This window comes from Achromobacter ruhlandii, from assembly GCF_002082135.1.
GTDB lineage: Bacteria > Pseudomonadota > Gammaproteobacteria > Burkholderiales > Burkholderiaceae_B > Achromobacter > Achromobacter ruhlandii.
Genome location: NZ_CP017433.1, coordinates 1,452,374 through 1,470,003, shown reverse-complemented (window position 1 = coordinate 1,470,003; position 17,630 = coordinate 1,452,374). Strand labels below are relative to the sequence as shown.

General features: G+C 61.7%; 13 protein-coding genes, 2 tRNA genes and 4 rRNA genes. 9 read left to right on the top strand and 10 right to left on the bottom strand.

What is annotated here, in order from left to right; translation table 11 throughout:
* Positions 1-49 precede the first annotated feature (49 nt).
* The 3 genes from AruCF_RS06695 to AruCF_RS06685 are packed head-to-tail and all read left to right on the top strand — an operon-like array spanning position 50 to position 1,772.
* A complete protein-coding gene (locus AruCF_RS06695) occupies positions 50-430 on the top strand; it encodes a hypothetical protein (protein WP_169536588.1) in 381 nt (126 codons plus the stop codon).
* A 5-nt stretch (positions 431-435) separates the two neighbouring features.
* Complete coding sequence (locus AruCF_RS06690; protein ID WP_049072680.1) at positions 436-1,218, top strand: 2-keto-4-pentenoate hydratase; 783 nt, start codon at positions 436-438, stop codon at positions 1,216-1,218.
* Between the two features lie 32 nt (positions 1,219-1,250).
* A complete protein-coding gene (locus AruCF_RS06685; RefSeq protein ID WP_049072678.1) occupies positions 1,251-1,772 on the top strand; it encodes a GNAT family N-acetyltransferase in 522 nt (173 codons plus the stop codon).
* Between the two features lie 57 nt (positions 1,773-1,829).
* On the opposite strand, the gene AruCF_RS06680 is transcribed toward AruCF_RS06685, so the two are convergent.
* Together AruCF_RS06680 and AruCF_RS06675 are read right to left on the bottom strand one after the other, a co-directional pair.
* On the bottom strand, positions 1,830-3,233 hold the full coding sequence (locus tag AruCF_RS06680) for an amidase family protein (RefSeq protein ID WP_049072677.1): 1,404 nt from the start codon (positions 3,231-3,233) through the stop codon (positions 1,830-1,832).
* A gap of 106 nt (positions 3,234-3,339) precedes the next feature.
* Positions 3,340-4,206: a LysR family transcriptional regulator gene (locus AruCF_RS06675; protein WP_049072676.1), complete on the bottom strand. Its 867-nt coding sequence runs from the start codon at positions 4,204-4,206 to the stop codon at positions 3,340-3,342.
* A 132-nt stretch (positions 4,207-4,338) separates the two neighbouring features.
* On the opposite strand from AruCF_RS06675, the gene AruCF_RS06670 reads away from it, so the two are divergent.
* A complete protein-coding gene (locus AruCF_RS06670) occupies positions 4,339-5,751 on the top strand; it encodes an MFS transporter (RefSeq protein ID WP_080977359.1) in 1,413 nt (470 codons plus the stop codon).
* A 12-nt stretch (positions 5,752-5,763) separates the two neighbouring features.
* Here the strand turns inward: AruCF_RS06670 and AruCF_RS06665 are convergent, their stop codons facing one another.
* Entirely contained in the window at positions 5,764-6,396 is a 633-nt protein-coding gene (locus AruCF_RS06665; protein WP_049077607.1) for a cysteine peptidase family C39 domain-containing protein, read from the bottom strand.
* A gap of 134 nt (positions 6,397-6,530) precedes the next feature.
* Here AruCF_RS06665 and AruCF_RS06660 point away from each other — a divergent pair, with 134 nt between their 5' ends.
* The 3 genes from AruCF_RS06660 to AruCF_RS06650 all read left to right on the top strand — a co-directional run bounded on the left by AruCF_RS06660 (position 6,531) and on the right by AruCF_RS06650 (position 8,307).
* Positions 6,531-7,475 (top strand): 3-hydroxyacyl-CoA dehydrogenase NAD-binding domain-containing protein, encoded by a 945-nt coding sequence (locus AruCF_RS06660; protein WP_049077606.1) that lies wholly within the window; start codon positions 6,531-6,533, stop codon positions 7,473-7,475.
* 155 nt (positions 7,476-7,630) lie between these two features.
* Positions 7,631-7,903: a GNAT family N-acetyltransferase gene (locus AruCF_RS06655; protein WP_049072674.1), complete on the top strand. Its 273-nt coding sequence runs from the start codon at positions 7,631-7,633 to the stop codon at positions 7,901-7,903.
* A gap of 8 nt (positions 7,904-7,911) precedes the next feature.
* Positions 7,912-8,307, top strand: coding sequence for a YchJ family protein (locus AruCF_RS06650; RefSeq protein ID WP_049072673.1), 396 nt, complete (start codon positions 7,912-7,914; stop codon positions 8,305-8,307).
* Here the strand turns inward: AruCF_RS06650 and AruCF_RS06645 are convergent.
* Entirely contained in the window at positions 8,299-9,186 is an 888-nt protein-coding gene (locus tag AruCF_RS06645; RefSeq protein ID WP_049072672.1) for a LysR substrate-binding domain-containing protein, read from the bottom strand. The two genes, AruCF_RS06650 and AruCF_RS06645, sit on opposite strands and share 9 nt — an antisense overlap.
* A gap of 149 nt (positions 9,187-9,335) precedes the next feature.
* Between AruCF_RS06645 and AruCF_RS06640 the strand changes: the two genes are divergently transcribed.
* Both AruCF_RS06640 and AruCF_RS06635 read left to right on the top strand, forming a co-directional pair.
* On the top strand, positions 9,336-10,046 hold the full coding sequence (locus tag AruCF_RS06640) for a haloacid dehalogenase type II (RefSeq protein WP_049072671.1): 711 nt from the start codon (positions 9,336-9,338) through the stop codon (positions 10,044-10,046).
* A 126-nt stretch (positions 10,047-10,172) separates the two neighbouring features.
* Entirely contained in the window at positions 10,173-10,937 is a 765-nt protein-coding gene (locus tag AruCF_RS06635; RefSeq protein WP_049072670.1) for an aldolase, read from the top strand.
* Positions 10,938-11,066: 129 nt separating this feature from the next.
* Here the strand turns inward: AruCF_RS06635 and rrf (AruCF_RS06630) are convergent.
* The 6 genes from rrf (AruCF_RS06630) to AruCF_RS06605 form a co-directional block, all read right to left on the bottom strand.
* Positions 11,067-11,179 (bottom strand): 5S ribosomal RNA (rrf, locus tag AruCF_RS06630).
* 176 nt (positions 11,180-11,355) lie between these two features.
* Positions 11,356-11,468 (bottom strand): 5S ribosomal RNA (rrf, locus tag AruCF_RS06625).
* A 201-nt stretch (positions 11,469-11,669) separates the two neighbouring features.
* A 23S ribosomal RNA gene (locus AruCF_RS06620) occupies positions 11,670-14,550 on the bottom strand.
* Between the two features lie 296 nt (positions 14,551-14,846).
* A tRNA-Ala gene (locus AruCF_RS06615) sits at positions 14,847-14,922 on the bottom strand.
* A gap of 30 nt (positions 14,923-14,952) precedes the next feature.
* Positions 14,953-15,029, bottom strand: a tRNA-Ile gene (locus AruCF_RS06610).
* A 130-nt stretch (positions 15,030-15,159) separates the two neighbouring features.
* Positions 15,160-16,690, bottom strand: a 16S ribosomal RNA gene (locus AruCF_RS06605).
* The 16S, 23S and 5S rRNA genes sit together here with 2 tRNA genes alongside, the layout of an rRNA operon.
* Between the last annotated feature and the right edge of the window lie 940 nt (positions 16,691-17,630).

The window sequence follows — 17,630 nt, the reverse complement described above, 5'->3', positions numbered from 1 at the left end:
TCCTTACCACCCTTAGTTCGCGGCGCTGCCGCGCGTTACCGGAATTTTCATGCACTCACCCGCCATGGCCATGGCCTTCAGCCTTTTCGTGCTGTGCTTCATCACCTGCTCGCTGAGCGGCCTGGTGCTGTTCTTCTTCAAGAGCAAGCAGATCAACGCCGCGCTCAAGCATCCCTATCTTCAGCACCGTCCCTTCGAACAATATCCGCTGGCGATCAAGGCTGCCATCATGCTGGATTATTTCTTCCGCCTGATGTTCCCCGGCACCCGTTTCTGGCTGATCGGCAACGCCAACGACCTGCTGGGCCATGTCGATCCCAAGAAGACGCCGCTGGCCCTGAAATGGCCGATCGTCGGCTTCTGGGGCTCGTGCTGGCTGGGCCTGATCGCCATGATCGTCCTGTGGACCCTGCTGTTCATGGGAATGTGACGCGCATGCGGCTCCAGATCGAAGACTATCCCGGCTGCGCCGAAGCGGCCCGCATCCTGATCGCCGCGCGCGAAGCCGGCATCGCCGGGCCGCGCCTGCCGGCGGACTGTCGCCCGCAGACCCAGGGCCAGGCCCTGGCGGTACAGCAGCGCACCGCGCGGTTGCTGCGCGAGACGCGCCAGGACGCCATCGCGGCCTGGAAAAGCGCCTTGCCGTCGCCCGAAAAAACCGTGGTGGCGCCGATCTATGCCTCGTCCGTGGCGCATGGCGATGTCGTCCCTGCCCGCGCGCCGGTGGTGCGCATCGAGCCTGAAATCGCGTTCGAACTGGCATGCGACCTGCCCACGCGGGACGAACCCTATACCCATGCGGAGATCGACGCCGCCATCGGCTCGGCCCGCCTGGCCTTGGAGATCCTGGGCTGCCGCTACGCCGCGCCGGAACACGCCAGCCTGCCGGAACTGCTGGCCGACCACATGTTCAACGCCGGCCTGGTGCTGGGACCGCGCATCGCCTCACCCGACGCCGCCCCCGCCAGCATGACCCTTACCCTCTCGGTTGACGGCGCCGAAGTCGAGCAGCACGCCGGCATCCATCCGAACAATCATGCAAAGGCCGGCCTGTACTGGCTCGCCAATTTCCTGCGCGAACAGGGCCTGGGCCTGAGCGCCGGCCAGCACGTCATCACCGGCTCCTACGCCGGTTTCCTGGACGTGCCCGCCAACCGCGACATCGCACTCGCCTACGGCGACCTCGGCGTCTTGAAACTGCGTTTCACTGCCGGTTAAGCGGGTAGCCGCTACCCACCACGGCTTCAACCATGCTGACCCTGCGCCCCTTCTCGACCACGGACTACGCCCAGCTCGCCAGCTGGTTCAATAGCCTCGCCGAGGTCGTGCAATGGGGCGGATCGCACGTGGCCTATCCGCTCGAAACGGCCGACATGGACGCGATGCTGCGCGAAGGCCAGGCACAGCCGCCGACACGCCGTTGCTGGATGGCCTGTCGCGACGGCCAGTCAATCGGCCACGCGCAACTGGCGTACGACTGGCGCGATGGCAACGCCCGCCTGGGCCGTGTCGCCATTGCCCCCGAGGCGCGCGGCCAGGGCCTGGCCCGGCCAATGGTGGCCCTGATGATCCGCGAAGCCTTCGGCACGCCAGGCATTGAACGGCTGGAGTTGAACGTGTACATGTTCAATACCCCCGCCATCCGTACCTACCAAGCCCTGGGTTTCACCCTGGAAGGGGTACGACGCTCGTCCACCCGCGCCGGCAATGACCGCTGGGACACCGGCATGATGGGCTTGCTGCGATCCGAATGGCAGGCGGCGCCACGTTGAGCCGCCGTGCCGGTCGGCGCTCCCGGCGGCGGGAAGCGGTGGCGCCACCGGCCAGGGTCAACGCGCCACCGGCTCCGCCAGCGTGACCATCGGCCCGGCCGCCTCGATGGCCTCCCCGGCGGCCAGGCACAGGTCTTCGCGATAGCGTCCCGCCACCACCTGCACTCCCACCGGCCGATCACCGGCGCTGCCCATGGCCACCGACAACCCCGGCAGGCCCATGAAGGGCAGCCCGATTTGCGTCATCTGCGCGCGCCAGACCCGTTCGTAAGCGGCATCGCCCTGCAGATCGAGATTGTCGGTGAAAGGCAGCTCGGCCGACACCGGCAGCAACAGCACCGGATATTGCGCCAGGAACAACTCCCACAGGCGCGTCAGCGTCGCGCGCCGCGTCAGCACCGCCGAGAACTTCGCCATGTCCATGTCCGCCACGCGCGCGCGCTGGCCTTCGAGCGCCGTCAACGCGCCACGGTCGCCTTCCTTGCGTGCCACCTCGACCATGCCCTCGTAGCCATCGGCCATCCACATGCGGATCTGCAGGTCCGCGGCTTCGCGCAACGGCGGCACCTGGTCGACCGTATCCACCGCCCAGCCGGCTTCGCTCAGGCGTCGGGCGGCATCCTGCAATGCCTTGACCACCGCGGGTTCGGTATCCATGCCATCCGGGCTCAGGCACAGCGCCGCCCGGCGCGGCGCCGCGGGTCCGGTCAGCGGCGCGGGGACCCACCATGGATCGCGCGGATCGGGCGCCGCCATCGCGGCCAGCCCCAATCGCAGATCGGCGATGCTGCGGGCCAAGGGTCCGGAAACCGCCGTGATCTGCCCCCCGATGGTGCGCTCAGGCAAGGCCGCGTTGAAGGCGGCCACCCGGCCCAGCGACGGCCGCAGGCCATGCACGCCGCAGGCATAGGCGGGATAGCGGATGGAGCCGGCGATGTCGGTGCCGTGGGCCAGGTGTCCGATGCCTGCCGCCACCGCAGACGCCGCGCCGCCGGACGAGCCCCCTGGGGTCAGGGAGGGATTCCGAGGATTGAGGGTGTCGCCGTGCAGCCGGTTGCCGGTGAACCAGCGCAACGAAAACGCCGGCGTATTGGTACGTCCGATAATCACCGCGCCGGCGCGGCGCAGATTGTCGACCACCGGATTGTTGACGCTGGCGACCACGTCCTTCTGCAGCGTCACGCCGTTGGTGGTGGCGTAGCCCGCCTGGTCGACGTTGACCTTGACGGTCACCGGCACGCCAGCCAACGCCCCCGGATCTTCTCCCCGGGCCAGGGCGCGGTCGACCTCGGCGGCCTGGGCCAGCGCGTCGTCGGGACGGTGATCGACCACGGCGTTGATCAGCGGATTCACGGCCTGCAGGCGCGCCAGCGCGTTTTGCGTGGCCTCGACTGCGGAAACATCACGCCGGCGGATGCGGGCGGCAAGCTCTACTGCGGACAAACGCCAAAGTTCGGACACACGACACTCCTGTTTCGACGACATGGAAGGCGGGCGGCGCAATGCCGCCGGACCGTCAAACCTTAGCGCCCCTCGCCCCTGCCCACAAGCCACGGTTTACCGCAGGTCAGCCGGCTTCGAACACGGCAATGATGGCGTCCGCCACCGCGCGCACCCGCGCCGTACGGTTCAGGTCGCCGTGCATCACCAGCCACAGGTCATAAGGTTCGCTGCGGTTCGGCCAGATCCGCACCAGGTCCGGATACTGCGGCGCCATATGGATCGGCAATTCACCAATGCCCAGGCCCGCGGCCACCGCTTCGATAATCAGCATTCCCGAATTCAGCTCCACCGCGATGCGGCCATTACCCGTCGGCTCGCCACAAAAGGTATCGGACCAGCCCGGCAGCACCGCTTGCTGATATGTCACCAGCGTATGGCCGGCGAACGCGGTGCCGGGACGCGGCTCGCCATGCGCCGCAATGTAGGACTTCGACGCATAGAGTCCGACCTCGCGCCGCGCCAGGTGGCGGTGAATCAGGTCGGGACTGTCCGGCTTGACATTGCGGATGGCCAGATCGGCCTCGCGCCGTGTCAGGTTGCTCAATTGGATCGACGTCGACAGCGCCACCCGGATATCGGGATGCTGGGCATGCAGGCGACGAATGGCCTCCATGATGAAATAGCTGGCGACCGTTTCGGAGGTCGCCAGCCGCACCACGCCCGAGAGCCGGTGATCCAGCCCCTGCATCTGCCGCTGCAACTGGTCGGCCGCCTGTTCCATGCGCTCGGCGGCGGCAAAGGCCTGTTCGCCCGCCGCGGTCGGCACATACCCCGACGGCGTCCGCAGGAACAGGCGCGCATCCAGCGACGTTTCCAACGCCGCCAGGCGGCGCCCGGCGGTGGCCTGGTCGATCTGCAACAGCGCGGCCGCGCCGCGCAGGGTGCCATTGCGATAGATCGCCAGGAAGATCCGTGCATTGTCCCAATCCATGACCCCAGCCTGCTCCCGTCGAGAATATCCACACGATGCGATTTTGCATCACAAGGAAGCGATTATTCCCCTTTTTTGCATCAGGGAAAGCGCCTAATCTGTGCGCCTCGGAAAGCTCCGGAAGTCCCCGCCATGCGCACCGCCTGCTCTGCCCCCTCCGTTCCGCCCCTGCCCGCCAACGCCTCCCCCCGGCCCGCGGCCACTGGATTGCTCCCCCTGGTCACGCTGGCGATCGGTTTCGTCATGGCGATGCTGGACGTCACCGTGGTCAATGTCGCCCTGCCCAGCATTGCGCAGCAATTCACCGTGCCGCTCACCGATCTCGTCTGGATCGTCGATGGCTACACCCTGACCTTCGCCGCGCTGCTGCTGGTGGCAGGCGCCCTGGCCGATCGCTACGGCGCCAAGACCATCTACCTGTGCGGCCTCGGCGTCTTCACACTGGCGTCGCTGCTGTGCGGCATCGCGCCGAATGGCGACCTCCTCATCGCCGCCCGCATGCTGCAGGGGCTGGGCGCCGCGCTCTTCATGCCCAGTTCGCTCAGCCTGCTGACCCATGCCTACGAGGACGAGCAGGTGCGCAACCGGATGCTGGCCGCATGGTCGGCCATCGTGGCGGTGGCCGGCGCCGCGGGCCCGCTGCTGGGCGGCGTACTGATCCATCAGTTCGGCTGGCGCGGCATATTTCTCATCAACCTGCCGCTGGGCCTGGCCGGCCTCTGGCTGGCACGGCAACGCATCCAGGCCGCGCCGAAACGCCCGCGCGCCCTGAACCCGATCAGCCACCTGCTCGGGGTCATCGCGCTGGCATCGCTGTGCTTCATCCTGATCCAGGGCAACGCCTACGGCTGGTCGTCTGCGCCCATTCTGGCGGCTGTGGCCTTGTGCGTCCTGGCCACCGTGGCGCTGGTGCGCCGTGAACGGCGACACGCGGAGCCGATCCTGCCGCGCGCACTGTTCCAGACCACCCAGTTCGCGGCGGCCAACGGCGTGGGGTTCCTGATCAACCTCGCCGCCTATGGACAGCTGTTCCTGCTCAGCCTGTTCCTGCAGCAGGCGCGCGGCGCCGACGCCCTGGAGACCGGCATCCAGCTGGTGCCCATGCTGGCGGTTTTTTCCATCGGCAACCTGCTATCGAGCCGCGTATCGGCGCGCTGGAACGTTTCGACCGCGTTGCTGGGCGGCATCTCGCTGGCGGCCGCGATGAGCGCGGTCGGCCTCTTCACGTTCGCTCCCGACATGGCCTACTGGCCCTTCGCCATGGTCGTGGCGCTCGCAAATCTGGGCGTGGGCGTCGCTGTGCCCGCCATGACGAGCGTCGTCATGCAGGTGTCGGGCAGGCACCATGCCAACAGCGCCGCGGCCGCGCTGAACGCCAACCGCCAATCGGGCGCGCTGGTGGGCGTCGCACTGATGGGCACCATCCTGCACCTGTTGCCGGACTGGCATGCAAGCCTGCCCGCCGCCTACGCCATCATCGCCGGCGGCTACCTGGGCGCCGGGTTGCTGGTGTGGCGTCATCTACGGGGCACGCGCAACGCGTAGCGCGCGCCTCGCTCAGGCCGGGCCCAGGATCGCCACGCCGCGCCCGGCGAAGAACCGGTCAAAGTCGGAGAGCGACACGCTGGCATCGGCCTGCGCGCCGGACTCGCCGGACGGATTGTGAAAAACCACGTGTTGCGGCGTGGCCCGGGTCACCAGCACCAGGTGGCCGCCCTTGGCGGGCGGCTCGCGGTCCGGCCAGCGGATCCACGGATGCACGGACGCCATGAAGTACTTTGCCTGCGTCATCAAGTCCGGCAGCGCGTCGGCGCGCAGGCCGACCCGCACTTCGGCACGCATGTCGAACTCCTGCGCGACGAAGCGCACGAACGGGGCGTAGATCAACCCCTTGATGACGCCATCCTCGGCCAGCGTGTAGGCGCCATACGGCAGACTCCGGCGCATCAGGGCCAAGGTCGGATGGACCTCGCCGGACTCCGCCGCCAGCACCATCTTCAGGCAAGCCATGCCACACACATGACTGGCCCAGCGCGCGTATTCGTCGACATCCCGCGCCCCGGATGCCCGCCACGCCGGATCGTCCTCCAGGCGCAACTCCTTGCGGATGATCGCGCCCGCCAGATCGGCTGATTCCCATTGGCAGAAATACGGTACCGCGGCGCGAGAGCCGGAGCGGGAGGCATTCATGTTGCGCGTCATGTGAAGAAGGAAGTACGGCGGGTGCCGGCATGGAGCGCATCTTGCCGCTCAACGGCGCGCGTGGCAACCCGATCGTCTTTGCTTCACAATGGACCTTCCCTTCGACCCATCCGGAGCGCCGCATGACCGACACGTCCCCCTTCCCCGCCATCCGCCGCGTCGCCATCGTCGGCGCCGGCACCATCGGTGCCAGCTGGGCCGCACTGTTCCTGGCGCACGGACTCGACGTCGTGGTCTGCGATCCCGCGGACGATGCCGAGCCGTTGACGCGCGCGCGCGTTGCCGCGGCCTGGCCAGTGCTGGCGGAGCTGGGACGCGTCGCCGCGGGGGCCTCACCCGACGGGCTGCGCTTCGAATCCGACCTGGCCATTGCGTTGCGCGACGTGGACTTCGTCCAGGAGAATGCGCCCGAGCGCGAAGATTTCAAGACCGACCTGTTCGCGCGCATGGACGCATTGCTGCCGCCCCACGCCATCGTCGCCTCCAGCTCATCCGGACTCATCATGAGCCGCCTGCAAGCGCGGTGCGAACATGCCTCGCGCTTCGTCATCGGCCACCCGTTCAACCCGCCGCACCTGATCCCGCTGGTGGAAGTGGTGGGCGGCAGGCAGACCTCCGCCGCCACCATCGACCGCTGCATCGACTTCTATCGCCAGTTGGGCAAGTACCCGATCCGCGTCAACAAGGAAGTCCCCGGCCACATTGCCAACCGCCTGCAGGCCGCGCTGTGGCGCGAGGCTATCCATCTGGCCGCCGAGAACGTCGCCAGCGTGGCCGACATCGACGCCGCCGTATCGCAAGGGCCCGGCCTGCGCTGGGCTTTGTTCGGCCCGCACATGACGTTCAACCTGGGCGGCGGCGCCGGCGGCATGGCGCATTTCATGAAACACCTGCTGGGACCGGTGCAGACCTGGTGGGATGACCTGGGCACCCCCGAGGTCACGCCTGAACTGCAGCGCCGGCTGATCGAAGGCGTCAACGCCGAGGCCGGCACGCGCAGCATCGCCGACCTGGTCGAAACACGCGATGCGCAACTGACCGCGCTGCTGAAAGCGCTGCAGCGCTGACCTTCCCGTAAGGCAATCCTCGGGCCTCGCTCCAGCGGGTTCACTCGACCCTCGCCGAAGCACCGTCGCGGTGCCGACGGCCGCGGGTCGCGCCACTGGTATCCTATGAAGGATGCCCGTCCCCCTGGGGCGTCCAATTTCACGCAGGAATTCCCATGGTCTCCGTCATCCACGACACCCAGCACTCCCGCTTCACAACCACGGTCGATGGCGTTCTGTGCGTGCTGGACTACCATCTGCGCGACGGCGTAATGACCATCACCCACACCGGCGTTCCCGGCCAGGTGGGCGGTCGCGGCATCGCCGCCGAACTCACCCGTGTCGCACTGGATTCCGCGCGCGCCCAGGGATGGAAGGTGCGGCCACAGTGCTCCTACGCCGACGTCTACATGCGCCGCCATCCTGAATACAGCGACCTGCTCGCCTGAAGCCCGCCGTGACCACGCCCGACCCGATCGCCTGTCCCTGTGGCTCGGCCAAGTCGTACACCGCCTGCTGCGGCCGCTGGCACGCCGGCCCCTTGGCGCTGCAGGCCCCCACCGCGCAAGACCTGATGCGCTCGCGCTACAGCGCTTTCGTGCTGGACAGGCTCGCCTACCTGCTCGACACCTGGCATCCCAGCACTCGCCCCGCGTCGCTTGAACCCAACCCGCCAGGCCTCAAATGGCTGGGCCTGACCGTCAAGCAGGCTCGCGACCAGGACGCCGACCACGCCACGGTCGAATTCGTCGCGCGCAGCCGCCTCGCCGGACGCGCCAGCAGAATGCATGAAGTCAGCCGCTTCGTGCGTGAAGCCGGTCGCTGGTATTACGTGGATGGCGATCTAAGCTGATGGCGCGAGGCCGGGCGAAGCATTGTCGTCCTGGCCCACTGCCCGCTTCAATACCGCCACCAGGTTGGCCACCGCATCGCCGGCGGCGAGGCGCGCTTCGCCCACGATCGCCAGTTCGGTTTTCGGCGCCGGCGCCAACCCCTGCGCGACGCCGAGTATTCCGTGCTCCGGCAGCCGCGCGAACGCCGGCAGCAGTGAAATACCCAACCCCGCGCTGACCGCCGCCTGCACGCCCGCCAGGCTCTGGCTGTGATACGCGGCGCGCCACGGCCGTCCGGCGCTCTCCAGCGCATAGATCATGCGCTTGCGGTAAATGCATCCGTGCGGGAACAACACCAGCGGCACCGGCCCCGCCTGCTGCAACAGACGCTTGTCGCCTGCCCAGACGAGGCGTTCAGGCCACGCCGCCAGGCACGGCCCCTCGCCAGGCTCACGCTTGATCAGCGCCAAGTCCAATTCCCCCGCCGCCAAGCGGGCCTTCAGATCCGAGCTCATCCCGCTGCCGGTTTCCAGGCGGATATCCGGATGGCTGGCGGCGAACCCCGCCAGCAATGCCGCGAGGCGCGACACGTCGAAGTCCTCGGGAATTCCCAAGCGGATCGCCTGCACGCGGCGCGGCGCGGACAACACCAGCTCCGCCTCGTCCGCCATCGCCAGCAACTTGCGCGCGTATGCCAGCATCAGCTCGCCATCCGCCGTGGCCGCCACCTGATTGCCCGCGCGGTCGCGCAGCAGCAGTGTCTTGCCGACCGCCTGTTCCAGCTTGCGCACCTGCTGGCTCACGGTGGACTGCGTGCGATGCACGCGGCCGGCGGCTCGCGTGAAGCTACCTTCGTCCGCGACGCACACAAGAGTCTTGAGCAATTCCAGGTCGAGCATGGGCTATCCAATCGGCGAGAGAGGGCTTAAGGATTCACGCCATGGGATATTCGTGATTCCACTGACATGAGTACTTTTATTAATTTTACAACTCACAGTGTCCCACCTAAGCTGACCTTTCCCGACCGGCTTTTCAAAAGGAGAATCCCATGCCCCTGGACCACCTGCCCCGCCCACGATGGCTGACCTTCGATTGCTACGGCACCCTCATTCAGTGGGACGAAGGACTACAGGCCGCGGTAGCGCGTATCCTCGCCGCCAACCCCCAACGCCATGCGCCGACACCCGCGCACTTCCTGCACGTCTATGACGAGCACGAACATCGCCTGGAACGCACGCCGCCCCACATGTCCTTCGCCGACATCTCCCGGGAATCCCTGCGCCTGACCATGCGCGACCTCGACCTGGCGTACCGGCCCGATGACGCCGCATTGCTCACGGACAGCATTTCCGCCATGCCACCTTTTCCCGAAGTGGTCGGTACACTGGCCGCGCTCAAGCGCGCCGGATTCCGCCTGTGCATCATCTCCAACACCGATGACGGCATCATCGCCGGCAACGTGGCGCAATTGGGTGGCCATATCGACCGCGTCATCACGGCCGAGCAAGCTGGCGCCTACAAGCCGTCGCGGCGGATCTTCGCGCATGCCCACGACAGCCTTGGCGTCACGCCCGATGAAGTGGTGCACATCTGCGCCAGTCCTCACCTGGACCATGCGGCCGCGCGCGATATCGGCTTTCGCTGCGTCTGGATCGATCGTGGCACCGGCCGCCAACCCTTGCCGGACTATCGCCCCGACGCTACTGTATCGACTCTGGATAAAGTCCCCGGCCTGTTCCAACAAGCCGGCTGGATGTAAGGCCGCATGGCCGGCGTCATATTCCATCGCCGGCCGGAGCACGCACAAAGCGGCGATCATCCGGGCGCCTTTACGGCGAGCCACTCAACGCAACACTTCCCTGTCGATCAACATTTCGGGCTGCCCATGAACAAAGATCCTCACTTCGCCGATGCGCTGTTCCATGCCGAACGCGTTGCCGGTCTGCGCGCCGACCTGGCACTGGCCCTGCGCGCCGCCGCGGCCCACGGACTGGGCGAAGGGGTATGCAACCACTTCAGCGTGGCGCTACCAGGTGACACTGATCACTTCCTGCTGAATCCCCGCGGGCTGATGTGGCACGAAGTGCAGGCGGAAGATATCGTGCTGGTCGACGCGCAAGGCCGCAAACTGGCCGGCCATCACGAGGTCGAGCCCACTGCAATGTTCATCCATGCAGCGATCCACCGCATCGCCGGCAAGGCCTGTGTGCTGCACACGCATATGCCTTACGCCACGGCCCTGACGCTCACGGCAGATCGCACGCTGGACACCACGTTGTCGCAGAACGCCATGCGCTTTCATGGCCGGGTCGCCGTGGATGGCGAATACAACGGCCTCGCCCTGGACGCCAGCGAAGGCGAACGCATCGCCCGCGCCATGCAGGGCGCCGATATCGCCTTCCTGGGCAATCATGGCGTGGTGGTATGTGGCGAGCGTCTCGACTACGCCTACGACGACCTGTTCTTTCTCGAGCGCGCCTGTACCGCGCAGGTACTGGCGCAGTCCACGGGACGGCCGCTGGTGCCTGTCGCTCCCGGACTCGCCGCCAAGGTCGCCGCCCAGATCCAGAGCGAACGCCTGCAATCGGAGCTGTTCTTCGCCGCTCTCAGGCGTCAACTGCCGGAGACGGCACGACACCAACCCGGCTGAGGCGGGCGGTTGGGATCCACAGGCGGCGTCGCGCGCTTACAATGCAAGGCCGCCCTGCCATGGGTCTTGTTCAAGGCCATAAAGAAAACCCCGCAGGCGTCAGCCTGCGGGGTTTTCTTCTGAATAACTGCCTGATACTGACCTACTTTCACAGACGTCCGTCCACTATCATCGGCGCGAAGGCGTTTCACTGTCCTGTTCGGGATGGGAAGGAGTGGTACCACCTTGCTATGGGTATCAGGCTTGACCTGCCGAGCATTCCGCCCCAAGGGCGAACGCTCCAATCCTGGGTACTGCATGGCCAGCTTCATGCGCGATGATCAGAGCTTGGCTCAATGATCATGCCGCACGCATAAACAGGCTTTTCACAAAGACAAAACCCCACAGGCGCGAGCCTATGGGGTTTTGAGCAATAAAAGCCTGACGATGACCTACTTTCACAGACGTCCGTCCACTATCATCGGCGCAAAGGCGTTTCACTGTCCTGTTCGGGATGGGAAGGAGTGGTACCACCTTGCTATGGTCGTCAGGCGTAACTGGTTGAGAGATTGTCTTTGAGGGACAACCGCTCCAATCTTGGAAGAAGCGCAACGTGTGGGGGATCAGAGACTAGCTCGATGATCCCGCACAGTGGGTGTAATTGGTGTTGGCTGGCTGCTGACGGGGCAGCCAGATTTTGTATTGAACGACACTTGGAACGCTATATCACCAGGTCATAACCATCAGTGTTATAGGATCAAGCCTCACGAGCAATTAGTATCGGTTAGCTTAACGCATTACTGCGCTTCCACACCCGACCTATCAACGTCCTGGTCTCGAACGACTCTTTAGGGGGATCAAGTCCCCGGGATACCTAATCTTCAGACGAGTTTCCCGCTTAGATGCCTTCAGCGGTTATCTCTTCCGTACTTAGCTACCCGGCAATGCCATTGGCATGACAACCGGTACACCAGAGGTACGTCCACTCCGGTCCTCTCGTACTAGGAGCAGGCTCCGTCAAGTATCCAACGCCCACGGCAGATAGGGACCAAACTGTCTCACGACGTTTTAAACCCAGCTCACGTACCTCTTTAAATGGCGAACAGCCATACCCTTGGGACCGGCTACAGCCCCAGGATGAGATGAGCCGACATCGAGGTGCCAAACACCGCCGTCGATATGAACTCTTGGGCGGTATCAGCCTGTTATCCCCAGAGTACCTTTTATCCGTTGAGCGATGGCCCTTCCATTCAGAACCACCGGATCACTATGTCCTGCTTTCGCACCTGTTCGACTTGTCAGTCTCACAGTCAAGCACGCTTATGCCATTGCACTATCAGCACGATTTCCGACCGTACCTAGCGTACCTTCGAACTCCTCCGTTACACTTTGGGAGGAGACCGCCCCAGTCAAACTGCCCACCATGCACTGTCCCCGATCCGGATAACGGACCAAGGTTAGAACCGCAAACAAACCAGGGTGGTATTTCAAGGATGGCTCCACGTGATCTAGCGACCACGCTTCAAAGCCTCCCACCTATCCTACACAGGCCGGTTCACAGTCCAATGCAAAGCTACAGTAAAGGTTCATGGGGTCTTGCCGTCTAGCCGCGGGTAGATTGCATCATCACAAACACTTCAACTTCGCTGAGTCTCAGGAGGAGACAGTGTGGCCATCGTTACGCCATTCGTGCAGGTCGGAACTTACCCGACAAGGAATTTCGCTACCTTAGGACCGTTATAGTTACGGCCGCCGTTTACCGGGGCTTCGATCAAGAGCTTGCACCCCATCACTTAACCTTCCGGCACCGGGCAGGCGTCACACCCTATACGTCGACTTTCGTCTTTGCAGAGTGCTGTGTTTTTAATAAACAGTCGCAGCCACCGATTCTCTGCGACCCCATCATGCTAAGCGCGCAGGCGCTTCACACTACCGGGGTATACCTTCTCCCGAAGTTACGGTATCAATTTGCCGAGTTCCTTCTCCTGAGTTCTCTCAAGCGCCTTGGAATATTCATCCCGTCCACCTGTGTCGGTTTGCGGTACGGTCTCGTACAGCTGAAGCTTAGAGGCTTTTCTTGGAACCACTTCCAATCACTTCGCAAGCAATGCTCGCTCGTGCCGTACCCTTGATTTACGCGCCCGGATTTGCCTAAGCGCCATCTTCGATACGTCAACAGGGACATCCAACACCCTGATGATCTTCCGCGATCCGTCCCCCCATCGCACTGTACGACGGTGCTGGAATATTAACCAGCTTCCCATCAGCTACGCATCTCTGCCTCGCCTTAGGGGCCGACTCACCCTGCGCCGATGAACGTTGCGCAGGAAACCTTGGACTTACGGCGAGGGGGCTTTTCACCCCCTTTATCGCTACTCATGTCAGCATTCGCACTTCTGATACCTCCAGCAGCCTTTACAAGCCACCTTCGCAGGCTTACAGAACGCTCTCCTACCGCGTGTACAAAGTACACACCCGCAGCTTCGGTTTATCGCTTAGCCCCGTTACATCTTCCGCGCAGGACGACTCGATCAGTGAGCTATTACGCTTTCTTTAAAGGATGGCTGCTTCTAAGCCAACCTCCTGACTGTCTATGCCTTCCCACTTCGTTTCCCACTTAGCGATAATTTGGGACCTTAGCTGGCGGTCTGGGTTGTTTCCCTCTTGAGTCCGGACGTTAGCACCCGGTGCTCTGTCTCCCAAGCTGTACTTGCGGGTATTCGGAGTTTGCCATAGTTTGGTAAGTCGCCATGACCCCCTAGCTATAACAGTGCTCTACCCCCCGCAGTAATACTTGAGGCACTACCTAAATAGTTTTCGGAGAGAACCAGCTATTTCCAGATTTGTTTAGCCTTTCACCCCTATCCACAGCTCATCCCCTAATTTTTCAACATTAGTGGGTTCGGTCCTCCAGCACGTGTTACCGTGCCTTCAACCTGGCCATGGATAGATCATCTGGTTTCGGGTCTACACCCAGCGACTGAATCGCCCTATTCGGACTCGCTTTCGCTACGGCTTCCCTATTCGGTTAACCTTGCCACTGAATGTAAGTCGCTGACCCATTATACAAAAGGTACGCAGTCACCCCACAAGGAGGCTCCTACTGTTTGTATGCATACGGTTTCAGGATCTATTTCACTCCCCTTCCGGGGTTCTTTTCGCCTTTCCCTCACGGTACTGGTTCACTATCGGTCGATCACGAGTATTTAGCCTTGGAGGATGGTCCCCCCATCTTCAAACAGGATTTCACGTGTCCCGCCCTACTTTTCTCACGCTTAGTTCCACACACAAAATTTCGTCTACAGGGCTATCACCTGCTACGGCCGGACTTTCCATTCCGTTCGACTATCTTGCATGCTAAAACGTGAAGGCTCTTCCGATTTCGCTCGCCACTACTTTCGGAATCTCGGTTGATTTCTTTTCCTCGAGCTACTGAGATGTTTCAGTTCACCCGGTTCGCTTCCACTGACCTATGTATTCAGTCAGGGATACTGCTTGCGCAGTGGGTTTCCCCATTCGGACATCTGCGGATCAAAGCTTGTTTGCCAGCTCCCCGCAGCTTTTCGCAGGCTACTACGTCCTTCATCGCCTGTGATCGCCAAGGCATCCACCATATGCACTTAGTCGCTTGATCCTATAACGCTGTAGGCTATAGGACCTGAGTATTAGCGTTTGTGCCGTTCATAAGTTTCAAAGCAGTCTGAGGTTATTCACCCCAGTCTTGAGAACTTGGAACAAAATTAATGCAATCACAACCCGTACCCATCTTCATCAGCAAGCTGATTACTCGATGAGCACATTTCGTTGTGCTTCTTCCAGATTGTTAAAGAACGAATATAGCTGTCAGGTAAAACCTAACTCATAAGACCGGGCAGACATTATCCGCACGACGCTATGAGTTAGCCTCTACATCCCACCAGGCACAGGTCTTGGTGGAGGTGAACGGGATCGAACCGATGACATCCTGCTTGCAAAGCAGGCGCTCTCCCAGCTGAGCTACACCCCCATATTCACGGCATCTCTACCTGCGAATACTTGGTGGGTCTGGTTGGATTCGAACCAACGACCCCCGCCTTATCAAGACGGTGCTCTAACCGACTGAGCTACAGACCCAAAACCTTCCCGGATCAGTAGTCAGAAGTCATGGACACAGGGAGGAGTCCCTCTACCCAAGCCCACAACCGATCCCAGCTATATCAAACAACCGATAAGAGTGGACGCTTAACACGAGCACTAAGCTCTGAAAGGAGGTGATCCAGCCGCACCTTCCGATACGGCTACCTTGTTACGACTTCACCCCAGTCATGAATCCTACCGTGGTAATCGCCCCCCTTGCGGTTAGGCTAACTACTTCTGGTAAAACCCACTCCCATGGTGTGACGGGCGGTGTGTACAAGACCCGGGAACGTATTCACCGCGACATGCTGATCCGCGATTACTAGCGATTCCGACTTCACGCAGTCGAGTTGCAGACTGCGATCCGGACTACGATCGGGTTTCTGGGATTGGCTCCCCCTCGCGGGTTGGCGACCCTCTGTCCCGACCATTGTATGACGTGTGAAGCCCTACCCATAAGGGCCATGAGGACTTGACGTCATCCCCACCTTCCTCCGGTTTGTCACCGGCAGTCTCATTAGAGTGCCCTTTCGTAGCAACTAATGACAAGGGTTGCGCTCGTTGCGGGACTTAACCCAACATCTCACGACACGAGCTGACGACAGCCATGCAGCACCTGTGTTCCGGTTCTCTTGCGAGCACTGCCAAATCTCTTCGGCATTCCAGACATGTCAAGGGTAGGTAAGGTTTTTCGCGTTGCATCGAATTAATCCACATCATCCACCGCTTGTGCGGGTCCCCGTCAATTCCTTTGAGTTTTAATCTTGCGACCGTACTCCCCAGGCGGTCAACTTCACGCGTTAGCTGCGCTACCAAGGCCCGAAGGCCCCAACAGCTAGTTGACATCGTTTAGGGCGTGGACTACCAGGGTATCTAATCCTGTTTGCTCCCCACGCTTTCGTGCATGAGCGTCAGTGTTATCCCAGGAGGCTGCCTTCGCCATCGGTGTTCCTCCGCATATCTACGCATTTCACTGCTACACGCGGAATTCCACCTCCCTCTGACACACTCTAGCCCGGTAGTTAAAAATGCAGTTCCAAAGTTAAGCTCTGGGATTTCACATCTTTCTTTCCGAACCGCCTGCGCACGCTTTACGCCCAGTAATTCCGATTAACGCTTGCACCCTACGTATTACCGCGGCTGCTGGCACGTAGTTAGCCGGTGCTTATTCTGCAGGTACCGTCAGTTTCACGGGGTATTAGCCCATGACGTTTCTTTCCTGCCAAAAGTGCTTTACAACCCGAAGGCCTTCATCGCACACGCGGGATGGCTGGATCAGGGTTTCCCCCATTGTCCAAAATTCCCCACTGCTGCCTCCCGTAGGAGTCTGGGCCGTGTCTCAGTCCCAGTGTGGCTGGTCGTCCTCTCAAACCAGCTACGGATCGTCGCCTTGGTGAGCCGTTACCCCACCAACTAGCTAATCCGATATCGGCCGCTCCAATAGTGCAAGGTCTTGCGATCCCCTGCTTTCCCCCGTAGGGCGTATGCGGTATTAGCTACGCTTTCGCGTAGTTATCCCCCGCTACTGGGCACGTTCCGATACATTACTCACCCGTTCGCCACTCGCCACCAGACCGAAGTCCGTGCTGCCGTTCGACTTGCATGTGTAAGGCATCCCGCTAGCGTTCAATCTGAGCCAGGATCAAACTCTTCAGTTTAATCTCTGTATTTGTTTCGTATTTCTTAGTTCCGAAGAACCGAGTCATACGTCGCTACTCAAAGGAAGTGAGGTATGTGCTTAGACTTGACATCTAAGGTACTTCACTTCTAGTGAGCACTTGATTTCATTGTGCTTGTGACGGGTTTTAAAACCAGTCACTGTGCACTCGTATCAAGCGCCCACACTTATCGGTTGTTTAATTGTTAAAGAGCGGTACTGCTAAATTCTGTACTACCAAACTACTTGCTGCATCTTCTGCTTTCTTCGGCGATTTCGCTTTCGCGTCGATCGCTGTGTCAGCAGCAGAGAAACGAGATTATGAAGAAGTTTTTATCGTTTGTCAAGTCAGCGTTGTTTGCTTCACTTCGCTGCCTTGCCTACGACCCCTTCAGGTCTCACCAGGCTCGCGCCCGGCTTTCTCTTTAGCAGCTATCGAAATATCAGGGTTAACCCTAATTTTTCGGTAACCGCCAAGCCTGAAACTATAACACAACTTTTGCAGATTATGCAACCGGCTTTTGCCTAATTTGCACTCTATCTTGCAACCCCACCACTTCGTGAATCGCTTCACTTTGCAGCAGCCCCGGATCGCTCCAGAGGTTGGTTACCGCCCAGTTGGCTTGCAACGCCATTCAGACCACCCTACCGGGTAAACCCTGATTCGCCGTCACCAGCCAAGCCCAAGACTATAGCACAATTTTTGCAGATCGTGCAACTGGCTTCTGCCTGATTTGCACCGACTTACGCAAAATTCGCTGACCGCCGGTTCGAGAGAATCATCGCTGACTCACCGCCTTGCTGCCCTGCGACAGATTCGTCGCCGTGGCGTCAAATCCGTTGCACTTGCCTAGCTTCGCGGCTCACAAAACTGCGTGAACTGCGAAGGAGCGAGACTATAGCACAGAAATTTGGGCTGTCACACGCCGGACGCAAAAAGT